Source organism: Mesorhizobium sp. WSM2240, from assembly GCF_040438645.1.
Lineage (GTDB): Bacteria > Pseudomonadota > Alphaproteobacteria > Rhizobiales > Rhizobiaceae > Allomesorhizobium.
This window is the reverse complement of record NZ_CP159256.1, coordinates 630099-646376: the sequence shown is the minus strand read 5'-3', so window position 1 is coordinate 646376 and position 16278 is coordinate 630099. Positions and strand designations below refer to the sequence as shown.

The 16278-nt window shown below is 60.3% G+C and carries 10 protein-coding genes and 1 pseudogene; 5 read left to right on the top strand and 6 right to left on the bottom strand.

Features of this window, described 5'->3' with window-relative positions; genetic code table 11:
* Positions 1 to 47 precede the first annotated feature (47 nt).
* Entirely contained in the window at positions 48 to 686 is a 639-nt protein-coding gene (locus ABVK50_RS32700) for a 5'-3' exonuclease H3TH domain-containing protein (RefSeq protein WP_353646913.1), read from the bottom strand.
* 388 nt (positions 687 to 1074) lie between these two features.
* Between ABVK50_RS32700 and ABVK50_RS32695 the strand changes: the two genes are divergently transcribed.
* Positions 1075 to 1716: a hypothetical protein gene (locus ABVK50_RS32695; protein ID WP_353647072.1), complete on the top strand. Its 642-nt coding sequence runs from the start codon at positions 1075 to 1077 to the stop codon at positions 1714 to 1716.
* A gap of 83 nt (positions 1717 to 1799) precedes the next feature.
* Here ABVK50_RS32695 and ABVK50_RS32690 read toward each other — a convergent pair whose 3' ends face one another.
* The 4 genes from ABVK50_RS32690 to ABVK50_RS32675 all read right to left on the bottom strand — a co-directional run bounded on the left by ABVK50_RS32690 (position 1800) and on the right by ABVK50_RS32675 (position 6634).
* A complete protein-coding gene (locus ABVK50_RS32690; RefSeq protein ID WP_353646455.1) occupies positions 1800 to 2930 on the bottom strand; it encodes a porin in 1131 nt (376 codons plus the stop codon).
* Positions 2931 to 3850: 920 nt separating this feature from the next.
* Positions 3851 to 4879, bottom strand: a complete 1029-nt coding sequence (locus ABVK50_RS32685) for a LysM peptidoglycan-binding domain-containing protein (RefSeq protein WP_353646454.1) — start codon at positions 4877 to 4879, stop codon at positions 3851 to 3853.
* 476 nt (positions 4880 to 5355) lie between these two features.
* Positions 5356 to 5838 carry a hypothetical protein gene (locus ABVK50_RS32680; protein WP_353646453.1) on the bottom strand — a complete coding sequence of 161 codons (483 nt, stop codon included), beginning with the start codon at positions 5836 to 5838 and terminating at the stop codon, positions 5356 to 5358.
* Positions 5839 to 5845: 7 nt separating this feature from the next.
* Positions 5846 to 6634 carry a LuxR C-terminal-related transcriptional regulator gene (locus ABVK50_RS32675; RefSeq protein WP_353646452.1) on the bottom strand — a complete coding sequence of 263 codons (789 nt, stop codon included), beginning with the start codon at positions 6632 to 6634 and terminating at the stop codon, positions 5846 to 5848.
* A gap of 782 nt (positions 6635 to 7416) precedes the next feature.
* Between ABVK50_RS32675 and ABVK50_RS32670 the strand changes: the two genes are divergently transcribed.
* The 4 genes from ABVK50_RS32670 to ABVK50_RS32655 all read left to right on the top strand — a co-directional run bounded on the left by ABVK50_RS32670 (position 7417) and on the right by ABVK50_RS32655 (position 15496).
* Positions 7417 to 9279 carry a hypothetical protein gene (locus tag ABVK50_RS32670; RefSeq protein WP_353646451.1) on the top strand — a complete coding sequence of 621 codons (1863 nt, stop codon included), beginning with the start codon at positions 7417 to 7419 and terminating at the stop codon, positions 9277 to 9279.
* A 134-nt stretch (positions 9280 to 9413) separates the two neighbouring features.
* Positions 9414 to 11405: a type I secretion protein gene (locus tag ABVK50_RS32665; protein WP_353647071.1), complete on the top strand. Its 1992-nt coding sequence runs from the start codon at positions 9414 to 9416 to the stop codon at positions 11403 to 11405.
* A gap of 132 nt (positions 11406 to 11537) precedes the next feature.
* Positions 11538 to 14141: a type I secretion system permease/ATPase gene (locus tag ABVK50_RS32660; protein ID WP_353646912.1), complete on the top strand. Its 2604-nt coding sequence runs from the start codon at positions 11538 to 11540 to the stop codon at positions 14139 to 14141.
* A 17-nt stretch (positions 14142 to 14158) separates the two neighbouring features.
* Entirely contained in the window at positions 14159 to 15496 is a 1338-nt protein-coding gene (locus ABVK50_RS32655; protein ID WP_353646449.1) for an HlyD family type I secretion periplasmic adaptor subunit, read from the top strand.
* Between the two features lie 476 nt (positions 15497 to 15972).
* Here the strand turns inward: ABVK50_RS32655 and ABVK50_RS32650 are convergent.
* A pseudogene (locus ABVK50_RS32650) lies at positions 15973 to 16154 on the bottom strand (IS21 family transposase); the annotation flags it as partial.
* Between the last annotated feature and the right edge of the window lie 124 nt (positions 16155 to 16278).

Here is a 16278-nt window from a genome sequence, read left to right as displayed (position 1 = left end):
GCCTGTTTCGGGAAGCGGCGGTTGGCGATCATCTATTCGAGGTTTGTTTAACGTGGCAAAAGTCTTGCTGCGGTCTGGGCTCCTATGCCGCGGGCGCCCGGGATCTTGTCGGAGGGGTCCCCGCGAAGCGCAATGAAATCGGGAACCTGGTGGGGTTCGACTCCATAGCGCTCCCGCACCTCCGAAGGTCCGATCCGGGCGATCTCACCTGCTTTCACAGGGAAGAGGATCGTGGTGAGCTCCGATGCGAGCTGAAAAGTGTCCCGATCGCCGCTCGCAACCAGAGTTGTCCAGCCTCGCTTTTCTCCAGCGGCCACCGCGGCAGCAAGAAAGTCATCGGCCTCGTATCCGGCGGCCTTGCCGACCGCGAAACCACACGCGTGAACGAATACCGGCAGCACGTCGAGCTGTTCCAGAAGCTCGTCGTCAAAATGGCGCCCGCCCTGATACGCAGGGAATTCCAGGATGCGCCAATTCGGCGCCTCAAGAGTGTCCCACCCCACAACGACTGACCTCGGCCGTTCAGCCTCATAGAACCGTAGAAGGTAACTGGCGAAGCCCACGATGGCGCCGGCGCCCTTGCCCCCAGCCCGCCGAATTGTCTTCGGCAGCCCGTGGTAGGCGCGATGGGCGAAAGAGTCGCCGTCGATGACGAGGAGCGGCCGGTCGGTCTTATTGCTCTCCATCGAGTGCAATTCGCACAGGCGTACGCAAAGTGCCAGCTCAGAGGCGCTGACTCTTCAGCCATCTTGCGAATGACATCGGTGGGCGATTTCTGGACGTTGATTTTCGCTCCGATGCGAAAACTTGCCGGGCCGTAATAACCTCCCGATCAACCAGGGCGGTGTCTGACCGGTCCACACACATTGGGAAAGTGGATGCCATCGGACCGCTCGGAGATTTCAGCGCGTCGGTGGATGGCGCAACGTTCATTGGATAGAATGCCGCTGACCGACTGGCTGGGATATCCTCGATGGTTCGCGAGACTCAGCCGCTGACTTTGCTAGCGCCTATATCTGAGGGAGATCGATCCAAATGGGAGACCGGACGGAGCCAACGCTTACGACGGAAAATTTGGCAAGCTTCGTGGCAACCGCTGTTGAGAGCGCGTTGGTCGAGTATGACCCCGGCCTTAGAAAACCAGCGATCGAGTCTGTTGGGCTTGTTGCTGGCATCGTCGCGGCTGCGGTGTCCCAGCTAGCTTTGGATCAGCAGATCCACCTGGCGACTCGGGCCACTGAAATTGAAAGCGCGGTCGCTGAGCTAGTGACGCGATTGACCGCAGACCTACCCGTCCGGTCCCATAAAAGAGCCGCCGCATCGCCGACAGCCAAGCTGTCGCCTGTCCGCAGGAGCGGGATAGATGAGTTATCTGGCCAGGTTACCACGAATTGGGCCGGCCCTGTTGCGGGCCCGACATTTCTTGAGCGGACCTTCGGCATATCACGGTCCTCACTCAATCGCTGGCAGCGTCGAAACTATGTCGTGTCGCTCCGCAGCGGCGGACGCAAGCATGTCTTCCCGCTAGCCCAATTCGTCGACGGACGTCCAGCGGCCGGTATTGTCGACGTGCTCAGTCAATTTTCAAATCAGCGCGCTGCGTGGCTTTGGCTCATCCGCCCCAATAGCGAACTCAATGGGCAAATTCCGATAGAATTGTTGAAGCAAGATCGTCGCGACGCGGTAATCGAGGCCGCGCGGGCACAGAACGACTGACACCTCAGTTCAAACCATCTTTGAAAAGCAAAAACCCGGCGGTTGTGCCCGCCGGGTTTTCTCAGATCGACTGAATAAGCCGATTAGAACGTGCGCTGGAAGCGGAGGAAGCCGCCGATCTCGTCGTCGTCATCGTCAACGATGTCGTCGTCGAAGTTGTCGACATAGACGATTTCAGGCGTGATCACGAGGCCCGGAACGAGCTCGTAGTTCACGTTCGCCACGGCAGCGAAGTTCTCCAGCTCGTCATAGGACAACTGTACGTTGATCTTGGCCTTTTCCGAAACGGTGAAGGTACCACCGCCCCAGACAGCCCACTCGCCGCCCCAATTGCCGTAGTAGTTGAACAGCTCATCAGCCGACTCGTCGTCTGTGGACGAATAACCGGCCATGATGAAGAGCGAGAGCTGTTCGGTCGCGTTCACGTCCAAGCGAACCTTGGCGGCCCACTCTTCGAACACAGCGTCATAACCGGCAACAGCCGAAACGCCGCCCCAGCCCTGCGTCCAGGCCACGCCGCCGACCACGTGCGGGACGTAATCGTCGAGTGCATATGTATCGTCGCCTTCTTCGAGTGCAATCGCGGCCGAGAAGCCGTTACCGCCGGTGAAGGTGTAGGCGATCTGGTGGGTGCCGAAGGGGCCGTAGCCGATCAGATCGTCCTGGATCACGCCGCCGGCATAGCCGGTGAAGGTCGAGAACAGCGAGTCGGTCTTGCCGATGCGGAAGCCGCCGAGCTCGATATAGGCGTGCTCGATGCCGAGTTCGTCTGCGGTGTCAGTGGTGACGCCGTCGAAGTCGCCGTCGCCATCGACGTCGACACCTACCTCGTTCGTGTCGTACTGGAAGTTGATCGCAGCGTAGACGCGAAGCGTGCCGAGCTCGGTTTCCGAGCGAGCGTCGGTGCGCAGCTGGAAGCGGGCGCGCTTGTAGTAGGTGTCGTTGAATTCAATGTCACCATCTTCAAATTCGCTCTTGTCGATTGCATCCTGGATGCCGAGGGCGCCGATGCCGATGTCGTAACGCATGTAGCCGCCGATGCGCAGGCAGGTCTCGGTGCCGGGGATGTAGAAGAAGCCCGTGCCGTACACGTCGCAGACGCGCACATATTCCATGGGCTCCGGTTCGGCGATCACGACCGCATCGGCCGCGCGTGCGCCGGAAACTGCGACGAGAGCCGCAGCTGAGCCGAGAAGAAGGCTCTTGATGTTCATTTTCTGACCTCCGTCAATATTATCAAATGGGATGGGCTTTAGAAAGGAACGTCCCCGCCCAGCCCGGCTTCGAAAAAGCTGCGATGAATCGCCCCTCTCTCTGACGTGACATTACGCATCGGCTTTCGGCGCACAATCGGAATTAGGCAGAGAAAAGGCTTCGGTCCGCCTCTTGTGGCCGCCGTGTGGCAAATATGGCACAAAGCCGACAACTGCATAAACTTCTCATTAACAAAAAGGATCAGATCCCGATCTGGAATCCCAACAACAACGTGGTAAGGTCGATCATCGACCTCCAGTCGATATGCGGCTCCGTTTTGTTCCCATTCCCTGGGGTCGATGCGGGGCCGCAACTGCAATTGGCCGATGTCAGCCCAGATTTGCAGCCTATTTAATCGCAATCCGCGACGCAGCGGGAATTCTGTGGTCGTAAAGATGGATCTGCATAAACGGCTACTCCAGATTGGTTTCTCGTGAAGAGGCGCCCGGGGGCGTTCATGACACTGCCAGTGCGGCGACAGCGCAGCTGAGCCGGATGATGGGAGTGTCTGTCCGCTGTCCTTAGCGAAAGTCGGCCAATGGGATGGACCGGCCGCTTCCGCGGCGGGTTCTGAAAGAACCGTGCCGACAAAGAAAAATGAAGCAGCCCCTGCAGCCCAACCGGTGAGCGAAGCACCGACCCTGATTGTGATCGGACATCGGCAAAGATGTCTTCCACGTGGTTGGCTTTTGCAGACGGAAAGATCGGCTTCCGCCGGAAGATCAAGCGTTATGGCGCTGACCGACACGTCAAGGACATTGCGGCGGTGCTCAAGGGCGGCGATGGCTGCGTGAGGGCCGAAGACTTGAACGCGCGATGGGCACGAATACAGCTGAACATGGGACAGCGAGCTCGACGTCGAGGCCGGACCGCCCGATTTTCATTCCACGGCGGTTGTCGTGGCAACCGCTTCCATATCGGCAGGATCGCCCTCGCGCGTCCTTTCGGGCACTCGGAAAACCTGCCCAGGCCAGATGCGGTCAGGATCCTCGATCTGGTTCTGGTTGGCGAGATAGATCGTCGAGAAGCGCACACCCTGGCCGTACACGCGGCGCGAGATCCGCCATAGCGTGTCGCCGCGTCTGATGATGACAGCCCCGTATCCATTCGCGGCTTGGGTCCGGGTCGTTTCGGTCGCGCGCGCTGTGCTGGTTGCCTGGGCGCTTGAAATTGCGGAGGCCGCAGTGCCGATGGCGTCACCGCCTTCATTTGTGAAGGGAACGGCAACCCGGGCAAGAACTTCAGCCCCGTCCTCCCCAACCGTGTCGACCCGTATTGTATGGTCACCCAATGCCAGGTCGCGTTCCGTCTCTATCAGGAAACGTCCGGCTGGCGAAGCGACTGCTTCACCAATTACAATGTTGTCGGCGTAAGCAAGAACTCTGCGGCCGGGATCGGCTGCTCCAGCAACGAAGAGGCTGCTCCCCTCGATTTCGACCGCTTCTACCGAGAGTGACGCCCCGCGGTCGGAGGCCGAGGAAGCCGCAGTTGCTGGGCCGCGCGCCAAAGTCAGCGCGCCCGGATCACTTGATGTTGAATCAGGCACTGCGATGAGCCGGGTCGCTTCGCCTGCCATCTCGACAAGCACCAGCACCTGCCCATCCTCCGTTTCTGGAATCGATATGATGGCGGCCTGCCGCGACAGTTGAATTTTGTCAGCAAGGATCTGACGAAGCAGGATCTGGTAATCGCCGGGCTCGAGCGGTTCGTCGATGACGATGGCAAAATCTCCGTTCGATCGAGCCGTAGTAGCGCCAATATTCCTCATTTCTGTGCCGGCCTCCACCCTGGCGTTCGGCGCTGCCCTTCCGGCGATCACAATCGAACCGTCGCCTTGTACGCTAACCAGGTCAAATGTGGGCAACGTTCGCTCAGCGCCGGACGCGTTCGCTGGCTGGTCCTCGACCATGCCATTTTGTCCCGGCAGCCGGGCAGCCTTTGCGTCCGCGCCTGACGACGCGGGCTCTGGCAGCAACGCTGCTGAAAGCACTTTTTCGAACGGGATGAATACTTCCGAAACATAGGCTGTTGCGGCGGCTGCGGTACAGCCGGCGGCAAGAAACAGCAGCGCTTTGAGCGGATTGATGGCCATTTGCTTCGCCTCGATCCGGGAGCCACGCTCTCCCACAAGCATCGACAATCAAAGCACTGACAGCCTCGGGTTGTTATCCCCTCGAATGGCTGTATCGCCGGCGTCAAAAGGTGTAGTTGGTGGATGCATTGATTTGGCTGCTCGCGCCCCCTCTTGGCCGGCGTCTGATGCATTCTGGGCACGGCATTGCGACGCGTATGCGTCCAATTTGCCAACCGAGAGAAAAGTCGCGAGGGCCAACGGCATTCAGCGCCATTGGTTGCGGAGGCGAGACCGACCTACACGTGCAAAAATCAGCACGGATAGGAGTATTGCCTCACCAGCCTCCAGATGGTCTCATTTATCTCCTTGATATCGCCGATATAGCTTTTGATTTTTTCGATTTCCGCGTCGTCGAGGTCTTCCATCTTGCCGTATCTGATTTCGTCCTTTGCATCAAATACCCTCATCAGTTGCGTTTTTGCCGAAGAGCCGGACTCGTCGAAGGAATAAATACAATGGCTGTATTTGTTTCTCAGCTTTGCTTTCCGGGTCAGTTGCTCGGTCACCGCGAGTATCGCGTGCCGGCGATCCGGCGGTGTCTTCTGGAGTTTGGTAAGCCGTTCGACAAGCTCGATGCGTGCGCGCGTCGTGTTCAGCGTCAGGAAAATGACGATCGCGGTTTCCTTGTCGACTTCGGCGAGCCCGGCGATGAGATAGATCAACAGGCTTTCCGTATTGGTCCAGGTGTAGTTGAGCTGGCCCAGAACGAGCAATATTTCCTGGAAGCGAGGCATGGTATGCTCACTGACCGACATGGGTGGCCAAGCTGCTGTTGCGCGTACCGGCCTCTGCCGCCCGAGCCAGGAAGATTGCGGCCGCCGCGGTCCGGTTCTGAGCGCCGAGCTTTTTTATAATGTTGTGGATGTGCACTTTCACAGTGTGCTCGGAAAGGCTGAACTTTGCCGCAATCATTTTATTCTGGAACCCGTGGGACACCATCTCCAGAACCTGATGCTCACGTTCCGTGAGATAGTCCAAGCTGCGAGAGTGGGGAGCCACGATCGGGCCGGTTTCATTGCTCTCGCTTGAATGGGATTGCACGGCCACATCCTTGTTCGGCTCCGACTGGTGCTTGTGGTGCATGAAGGAAATCGGAAAATACTCTCCCCCACGCAGTAATAGTCGTACAACTGAAAGCCACAGATCCAATCTCAGGTTCATCGGCAATGCGCTGCGGACGGTGCGCGACGACTTGATATCCTCAAATGTACTTCCTTGATCAGTGTGGTCGCCATACATGACTGCCGTGATCGAAGAGGGGTGGTGCCTGGCGATCGCGTCGGCAAAGATATCCACCTCCCCGAGGAACTCAGGTTCTATCAAGATAAGAGAGACGGGGTGCTCGAATTTCACGCATGCCGCCTCGACGTTTTCCACTTGTTCAATCAAAATCCAGGGAAACTCGCGTTCCAGAGCGTGAAGAAGACATTCCGAAACGCTTCCCGGAACGGCGACAAGGACCAGGATCCTCTTGAACGGCGCGACGGTGCTGCCTGCAAGTCGAACGCTGGTATTCATGGCCTCGACCATTGTCACATTCTCAAAATGCGCGGCTTCCCCTAGCAAGGGGCGGGCTACTGATGGCATGTTCGTAATCAAAACAGATTATATACCCGCTTGCCGGGATACGAAGTAGCTCGAAAGGGTTACACCAGGCCTGTGGTTCCTCCATTCGGATAAGCAATTCCAAGTTGCGCCCCTGGATTGTTTGTCGAGATATGGCTTGCCTTTCGGTGGCACCTATTTGGCGCGAGCGGCCGAAACACAATCGCGGCGCGGTAGCCTGGACTGCTGTTTGGGCGTGAAATCCGGTGGCGCCTCGAGGCGTCGCCGCAACCGGCCTCTGCAACCGGACGGCGACCTTTTGCTTACCGGCCGGCGGATTGCTTCCTCGCATAGCCCGAAAGGCAAGTGCTCCCGCAGCCGAAAGCCGTAACGTCACCAGCAAGAGCGGGGCCCAAAGGACTTAGAACAAGTAGCTCGAATTGGCAGCTATTCTTTTAGGGCGGTGAGGCACACAGTTTTGGCCTTGGGCGCGGGCTGAGCTGCTCCGGGGGATAGCGGTACTGCTTACACCGCGTGTGGCTCAGACGGAGGCGTTCGGCGCCGTGTGTCAATGTGTGGAATGGGACCGCACGCCTCCGTTCGCGCTCAAAGTTGGGATCCGGCTGCCTCAGGTACCGGGACCCAACGGCATAACCAGGATCGAACTAACATAGCAGTCAATCTCAACTGTCCGTTGGCAGCTCGAAAAACCTCCGTAACAGATGAATGGTGGTTAGCTGGCTGCGGCGTCAACCGAGGAAACGAAAATGCCTAATAAGAATAACGGTACTCAGCAGCTCGGCGTTCAGCTGTTCGGGGATGACCAGTACAATATTGCGTTTGACGACATCATTTATGATCCGGGCGATCAGAGCCAAAACCAGGATCAGGGTCAGGGTCAGGGTCAGGGCCAAGGACAGGGTCAGGGCCAAGGACAGGGTCAGGGCCAAGGACAGGGACAGGGACAGGGTCAGGACCAGGGTCAGGACCAGGGCCAGGGCCAGAACCAGCACCAGAAAAGCGAGTCGTATAACGACAACGCGAATGGAAACGCCAATGGCAATGGCAACCTGAACCTCAACGGCAACGGCAATCTGAACCTGAATGGCAACGCAAATTCCAACGCCAATTCCAACACCAACACCAACACGTCCACGACGACTGTAGACGTGAGTGTGGGCCTGAACTTGGAAGGCTGGCAGCCATCTGACGACGATTTCGCCGACATCGACATTTCCGACAATTCGTCAGTCGGCAATCTGTTCGTCAATCGTGACGGTGAGATCCACTACAATCCCGGCGATGACATCAGCTTTGATGACATCCTGAACGGCGCCCTGAATGGAGCCGGAAACGACAGCGCGTTCATCCAGAATCAGGTCGCCGACCTCGAGGACAACGACAAGGTCGAAAACGCCTATGTCCAAAACAACGCCAACTTCAATCAGAATGGCAATGCCAATGGCGGCCAAGCCCATTCTGACAAGGGCATTAACGCAGGCGGCGGCGGCGGCGGCGGCGGCGGCTACGCCAAGGCAAACGGCGGCGACGGCGCAGCCGGCGGCTACGCCACAGGCGGCGCAGCCGCAGCTACTGGCGGGACCGGCGGCGCGGCCACCAGCGTAGCGCTCGGGATCTCTGCCGGCGGGACGTCGGCGGGCGGCGCGGGCACTGGCGGCGCCGGCACTGGCGGCGCGGGCACTGGCGGCAACGGCGGCACCGGCGGTGCCGGAACCGGTACCGGCGTCGGGCTCGGCGCTCTTGGCGTTGGCGTTGGCGTCGGTGGTGACGGCGGAACGACCGGAGCTGGCGGCAACGGCGGCAACGGCGGCAATGGCGGCGCTGGCGGCTCGGCCAATGCCAATACCAACGACAGCGGCGGCGGCGGCGGTAGCGGCGGCGAAGGCGATGCAGAGGGCGGCGATGCCGGCGCGATCGCGGCTGCAGTTGCCGTTCCGATCATCCCGATCCTGTCGCTCACCGGTGCTGTGGCGGTTGCCGGCGCAGCCGGTGGCGATGGCGGAACGGGCACCGGCGGCGCTGGCGGCGCCGACGATGGCGACCAGACCAGCACGGCCACTGGCGGCGCAGGCGGCGCTGGCGGCGCCGGCGGCGCTGGCGGATCGAGCGGCTCGGCTGACGGCGGCCTCGGCGCCGGTCTCGGTCTCGCTGAAGGCACGGGCATTGGGCTCGGCCTTGGCGTAGGCGGCGACGCCAACGGCGGAGCCGGCACGGGCGGCGCAGGCACGGGCGGCGCAGGCACTGGCGGCGCGTCCTCGGCTGACGGCGGCGACGTTAGCGACACTATTGCCGCAGCAATCGGCGGCGATGGTGGCGATGCGGGCGCGATCGGCGGCTTCGCCTTCGGCGGTGACGGCGGCAATGGCGGCAATGGCGGCATTGCGACGACTGGTTTCGGCGGCGCCGGCGGCGGTGGCGGACAGTGGGGGTCCGGAAACGGCGATGACGGCATCGTCAACGGCATCTCGGAAGCCCATGCCGAAGCTGCGATCGACCTGACCGCCTTCAACCAGAGCATCGTGATGGGCGCCAACCTGCAGGGCAACACGATCGACATGACCGTGGTGGGTGGCAATCTCACCAGCACCTTCACGGGCGAAGACGTCTAAGCACAGTTCTCCGCTTCCGCGGAGTTCATCAGGATCTGCGCGGGGACCCATCCCCGCGCAGATTTCCGAAGGGGCCAAAAAGCTGACCAGGCCTGGGCAGGTCTGAAGCCAAGAAGGAGGCGATCCCCGTGCTTATGGATAAGATCACCGAAACCATTGCCCATTTCATCGGACTATTTGGAATTGCCATTGAGGAAGCGCGTTTGCGCAAGGACTATAACGAGTTTCAGGCGCAGCGCGCTTTGGAGAGCGAGCAGCCTGATCTCATCAACGTCACGGTCGAGGGCCGCGCTCCCTACGATCTGAATGGCATGGATCCGGGCCTGCTCTATCAGCCGCTCGTGCCCGGTCTGGTCAAGGAGACACCATGGTCCCACGTGGACTATAGGCCTCCCCAGATTCCTGAATCGACGGCGGCATTTTCCGGCAATCCGGCTGCACTTGTTCCGGCAACGGGCTTTCCCGGTGGCGCCTCATCAGCCCACCCTGGACTGCAGACCCAGCCGCCGGGCTCGATCGCCGTTCGCATCAATCAGGAGGTCAGGCTTTCGGACAACGACTATGTAGGCGCAGGCGGACATGGATTGAAATTCAGTCCGACCGCCGACCACGGCGCCGAGATGGGGGCCCTTCTGCAAGCTGCGGCGCGGCATGCGCCATTCGCCAACCTTGATGCGCCGGGCTCTATCGAGGAGATCGAAGACTTCCTCCTCGAAGCCGGGCCGGCCCTGACGACCTTCGCGCAAGGGTATAGCGAGGCCGATGACGGCGCTTTCGTTGTGTCGCAGGAGGTGATCGAAGGTTCCTTCGTCAACGGAGCGCCTGCAACGGAACTGCCCAAGCTGACAGATCACCTTCCCGAAAAGGAAGAAGCAAAGGCGAATGAGCCCGATCCCGTCGATTCGGTGAGTGGAACCGGAACCGTGGAAACGGAAGCGTCCGTCGATCTGGTGGCTGGCTCCAACACGATGGTCAATTCCGCGGTCCTTACCAACAACTGGCTGGGCGGTGGTGTCATGGCGGCCGTCGGGGACTGTGTGGAGATCAACGCAATCGTGCAGGTCAATGCCTGGAGCGATAGTGACGCCATCGGCTTGTGTGTGAGCGGCTGGAAATTCGATCCTGCCGAAGCAACCAAAGCATTCAACATTGCGGCGTTCGCGCGGGTTGATCCCGCTGCGGGAAAAGAGGCGCCAGGGGACGCATCAGCTGATTTCCCCAAGCATTGGGCCGTCACCAAGATAGACGGCGACTTGATCTCGATGAACTGGATCGAACAGTTCAGTTTCGTGACCGACAACGACACTCACGTCCTGTCCTCTTCAGGCGTCACCACCATGGTAACGACCGGCGGCAACACGACGCTCAACGACGTGTCGCTCGCAGAGCTGGGGTTTTATTACGACCTTATCATCGTTGGCGGCAACATTTACGACGCCAACTTCATCCATCAGATGAACGTGCTTCTCGACAATGACCTGGTCGGCGGTGTCAAAGGTTTCGGAACGACGGGTGAGGCATCGCTGTCGACCGGCGGGAACCTGCTTTGGAATCAGGCCGAGATCGTCACTGTCGGCGGCACGGGTGGGTTCGAAGCCTTACCGGCGCATTACAAGAAAGCGGCGGAAAATTTCGAGGCCGGCCGCAATGACCTGCCTGGTGATGTTCTGCACGATTCAGCCTTTGAAGGTCTGGCGGGTGTCAGGGTCCTCTATGTCTCGGGAAACATGTTCGATCTGCAATTCGTAAAGCAGACGAACATCCTGGGCGATTCCGACCAGGTCGCGATGGCGCTCAACGGCATTGACGACAGCTTCCCCGATGCCGACTGGACCATATCGACCGGCTCCAACGCGTTGATCAATGTCGCGCAAATTGTCGACGTCGATTTGACCGGAAAGACTTATGTCGGGGGCAACCACTACTCCGACGACATCCTGATCCAGGCGGAATTCGTCTCCCCAAATCCGGATCTGGGCGGCAAGGATCCCGATGTTCTGGTCAATGAGGCGATCGCCTTCCTTGATGACGACATAGCGGGTCCCAGCGACAACCATACTGCCTCAGTGCTTCAACCCGGTCACGATGCTTCGCACCCGGATCTCATGCAGACGATGCTGGCGTAAGCGCAAAACCAGCGAGGGAAAATAGATATGAAGATTGATCCCGCTAGCGCCTGGCGACCTTTCGTTGATCAAAGCGGTGAGTGCGGCTTCACCAGATTGGGAGAAATAGATCCGGTGAGCGCGCTTGCGCAGATGCTTTACGAACAAGACAAAGCCGTCGACCGCGCCGCAGCCGAACTGGAAAAAGTAATCAGGCAGCTGCACGAAGACGCCGGCGCCGGTTCTGGCGACCCGACGTCCTCCGCGGGCGAAGCGTCGCCCGAGGTGAAGGGTGACGGGGATGGCCACTCCAGCAACCCCTGGCTGGAGCAGCCGATCGTCTCCGAGGCGACCCCCGAGTTGGCTCCTCAAGGCAAAAATCCCGGCGAACTGGAGAATCCTGAAACCGAGAACGCACAGACGGGGGAAGAGGCAGGAACGATCGAGCCTGCTGGAGTGGGGCAGGCCGAGCCATTTGAACGCGCTGAGGAGCTGTTGGAAGCCGCTTTGCAAGCGATCGAAGCTAGCATTGCTGAAGCCGTCTGGAGCGAAGCCGCCAAAGTAGACGGCGCGGTGGAGCAAGCGCAGTCGCCGGCGAGGGAGCACTTGCGTCTCGAAGGCCAGGCGCTTGAACAACAGGTGGCTGTCGAGGCGTCCGCCCGACCCGGCATGGTGACGTCGGGCGAAATCAGTGAGGCGGCGACCGGCGAGGCGACAGCGCCGGACGCGCTGGCTTCAGTGACGGCGCCGGCGCTGCCACTGGCCGAGATGGCGAGCCTGCCGCCCACCCAACCATCCCTGCCTGGCGAAAGGGCGCAACCTGCCGCTTCTGCCCCGGTCACCGATCGCGTGGAGCCTCGCCAGCCGCAAGCTCCGGAAGCGAAAACCGCCCCCGCCGCGCAAGGCACATTGACGATCGAGGGCGATCGCGAGCCGATCAAGGTGGAAAACCGCCCACCCGATGGTGGCGGTGTGAACAACGCGAACAATGGTGGTGGCGGAGGAGGTGGAAGCGGCGGACACTTCCACCGGCGGCTAGGCCCGATCAACTTCGCCCAGAACCTCCAGGCGGGACTTCGCGCGGTCAAGTCGAACCTGCTCGTGGTGATGATCTTCACCGTCGCCTCCAATATCCTGGTTCTGGCGATCCCTATCTATCTCTTCCAGATTTCCGACCGCGTGCTGACCAGCCGATCGCTCGACACGTTGATCATGCTTACTGTCGTGATCGTAGGGGCGGTCCTGCTCCAGGCGATGCTCGACGCCATTCGCCGATTTATTCTTATGCGAACGGCCGTCGAGGTCGCCGCCCAGCTTGGCACCCCGATCCTGAGCGCGGCGGCTCGAGCCGCGCTTCACAGCAACGGCCGCGAATACCAGACTCTCGGCGATCTTCAGCAGCTTCGTTCGTTCCTGGTTTCCGGGACATTGCTGTCGGTTCTCGACGCGCCAATGGCGCCGTTTTTCATCCTGGCGGTGTTTCTAGTGCATCCGCATCTGGGCTTCATTGTTGTCGGCTCGGCGCTCGCCCTGCTGGTGATCGCCAGGATCAACCAGGCAGCGACGGCCGCCCCCTTCGGCGAGGCCAATGTCCATCAAAGCAAGGCGAACCTTCACCTTGATTCAATGTCGCGCAACTCGCAAATCATCAATGCGCTGGCAATGATTCCGGAGGCTGTGAAGATTTGGGGCAGGGATACCGCCGGCTCGCTCAAGTCACAGGTCGTCGCCCAGGATCGCAACATCCTATCGGCCGCCACCTCGAAGGCCGCACGGCTTTTGACCCAGGTGGCCATGCTGGGCTGGGGCGCTTATCTGGCAATCGAAGGCGAAATCACCGGCGGCATGGTGATTGCCGCCTCGATCATCGCCGGCCGCGCGCTTGCTCCCATCGAAGGTGCGATTGAAGGATGGAACCAGGTCGTGCAGTCACGGGCCGCTTACGGGCGGATCGCGACGCTGCTTCAGTCCTCGCCGCTCAATTTCGAACGCCTGAACCTGCCGCGCCCGGAAGGCAGGCTCGATGTCGAGCGATTGCTGTTTGTGCCGCAGGGGACCAAGCGGGTGGTGCTGAACGGGATCACCTTCTCGCTCTCGCCCGGCGATTCCTTAGCGGTCATCGGCAATTCGGGCGCGGGCAAGACGACGCTGGGAAAGATGCTCGTCGGCTCGATCCTGCCGACCTCGGGAAACGTGCGGCTCGACCTGATGGACCTGCGCAACTGGGATCAGCGGCAGTTCGGCGAAAACATAGGTTACCTCCCCCAGGACGTGCAGCTGTTCCCGGCAACCATCAAGGCCAATATTGCGCGGATGCGCGATGACGCGAGCGACGCCGACATTTACCAGGCGGCGATGCTTGCCGATGTCCATGAGATGATCGCCACGTTCCCGCAAGGTTATGAAACTTTCGTTGCGGCCGATGGCGCTCCCCTGTCAGGCGGCCAGAAGCAGCGCATCGCGCTTGCCCGCGCATTCTTCGGCAATCCGCGGATGGTCATTCTAGACGAGCCGAACTCCAATCTGGACAGCGCCGGCGACGCCGCGCTCGCCCGCGCCCTGGCTCACGCCAAGCGCGAAAAAATAACCGTCATTACGATTACCCAGAGACCCGCGCTCTTGCGGAGCGTCGACAAGATCCTCCTGCTTACCAATGGAACCGTATCCATGTTCGGCCAACGTCAGGAGGTCCTGCAGGCGCTGGCGGCGCGGGGCATGGCGCCGCCCGGGGCCAGTGGCCCCCTGTCCATGCAATGAAACCGAACGGGTGAAAGATGAGCGCAGTCGCCACACATCATGATGCCGAATGGTATGCGGAGGTCCCCCGCTCCATCCTGAAGCAAACGGTTGCCGGACTTGTCCTGCTCGGGCTGAGTTTCGGCGGGTTCGGGGTGTGGGCCATGACGGCTCCGCTGGCCGCGGCGGTGATAACCCAAGGCAGCTTCGTGGCGACCGGCCAGAACAAGATCGTGCAGCATCTAGAAGGCGGCCTGATCACGGAGCTGCTGGTCAGCGAGGGCGACTATGTGGAGCTCAACCAACCTCTGGTCAAGCTTGACGAGACCGCGGCGCGGGTCAACGAACGCCAGTTCTTCCTGCGCCGCGTCCGGCTGGAGGGCATCGTCGCGCGTTTGTCCGCGGAAGCGGCGGGCCTGACCGACATCACGTTTCCCGAAATTATCCTCAACAACCGGAACGACGACGACGTGGCCGCGATAATGGCCAGCCAGGAACTCAATTTCCAGGCGTCGCGGAGCAAGCTCGAACGTGAAATCGGACTGCTGACGCAAAACGTCAAGGCGCTCGAGTTCCGGGCGAGCGGCTATCAGCATGAATTGGAGTCCATGGGACGCCAGCTCGCCTTTCTTCAGGAAGAATACGAAGGAAAGAAAATCCTTCAGGAAAAGGGGCTTCTGCGCAAGACGGAAATCAAGGCCATACAGCGGGCCATGGCCGATGCGGAGGGGCAGATGGGTAAGCTCACTGCGGAAGTGTCCGAAACCGGCGCCCAGATCGACAAACACCACGAGCAAATCGAGCAGACCGTCGCCGCCTACAAGCAAGCCGCGCTCGACGAATTGCAAAGCGTGGAGGCCGAACTCGACAGCGTCAGGCAACAGTCGCGGGAGGCGGAAAACGTGCTTGGTAGAACCACTCTTCACGCCCCGGTTTCGGGCACCGTCGTGCGTATGTATTACCATACCTCTGGCGGCGTGATCGAAAGCGGAAAGAGCATTATGGAAATACTCCCCGCCGATGTGCCGCTCATCATCGAGACGCAGGTTCCGCGGAACGAGATCGACACTGTTAGGATCGGGCAAAAAGCCACAGTCCGGCTGACAGCGCTCAATATGCGCACGACACCGGTGCTGGATGGCGAAGTCTACTACGTTTCCGCGGACGCTCTGCCTGATCCCACTGGCGATGCGAAGCGGGAAGTCTATCTCGCCCGCGTCAATCTTCCGGTCAGCGAATTGTCCCGGGTGCCCGGATTTGCGCCGACGCCAGGCATGCCGGTCGAAATCATGATCCAGACCGCGGAACGCACCTTCTTCTCCTATCTCGCCAAGCCGATCACAGACAGCATGTCGCGCGCTTTCCTTGAGCAGTAGCGTGGCCCAGCCTGGGCTGGGCGTTTTCGACAGTATCGAAATCGAGGCGTCGCAAAGGCTCTCGCTGACAAAAAGCTCACGCCAACGCTTTTGGCGTAGAGGATCTTGCGATCGCCGCTAGCCACTTCCGGAGCAAAAACGGATTGAAGCTCCCACGTGCAGCGCAGGAATGGCGGAATGGCTGACGGCCAGGAATTTGAACCATTTCAGACTAGGTCCCCCTGCTAAAGGTACTCACAATCTGCAGTGCGCCCGCGCACGTTGCGACCGCTTGGTCGCGCTGCCTATCATTTCTTCTCAGAAGGGGCGTGCTCGCCGACCATCTTGCGCAAACCTGCTCCGCGAGGGAATAGCTGCCGACCTTCAGTCCGTTCCGGCGAAGCCAGTCACGCACAACTTGCGCCAGCAAACTCACTGCTTGAACAACCAGCTACGCTGAGGCGGGCGAACGTGGCGTCAGATGTGCTTGCCGCGGATGGCTGCCAAAGGCGACGTCGCGCATCTTGGACGTTCTTCTCGACCTGGCCTGCCGCCGGATTGAAGAACTCGGCTTCGAAGAGATCGTGCTTGGCCAGAATCGCGCATTGACCTGCCGCTCCTTGCCGCGGCCGACCTTGGCGACGGCGGTGCGCACATTGTCATAGATGCCTCGCCGCGGTTGCTGCTGATGCTAACGATCGTCTTTCCAGGTCCGCGCAAAGGCTGCCACCCGCAAAACCCGACTCCCGGACGAACTATATTGCGCGCATTTATTTCTTGTCACTGATCATCGGCCAGCACCG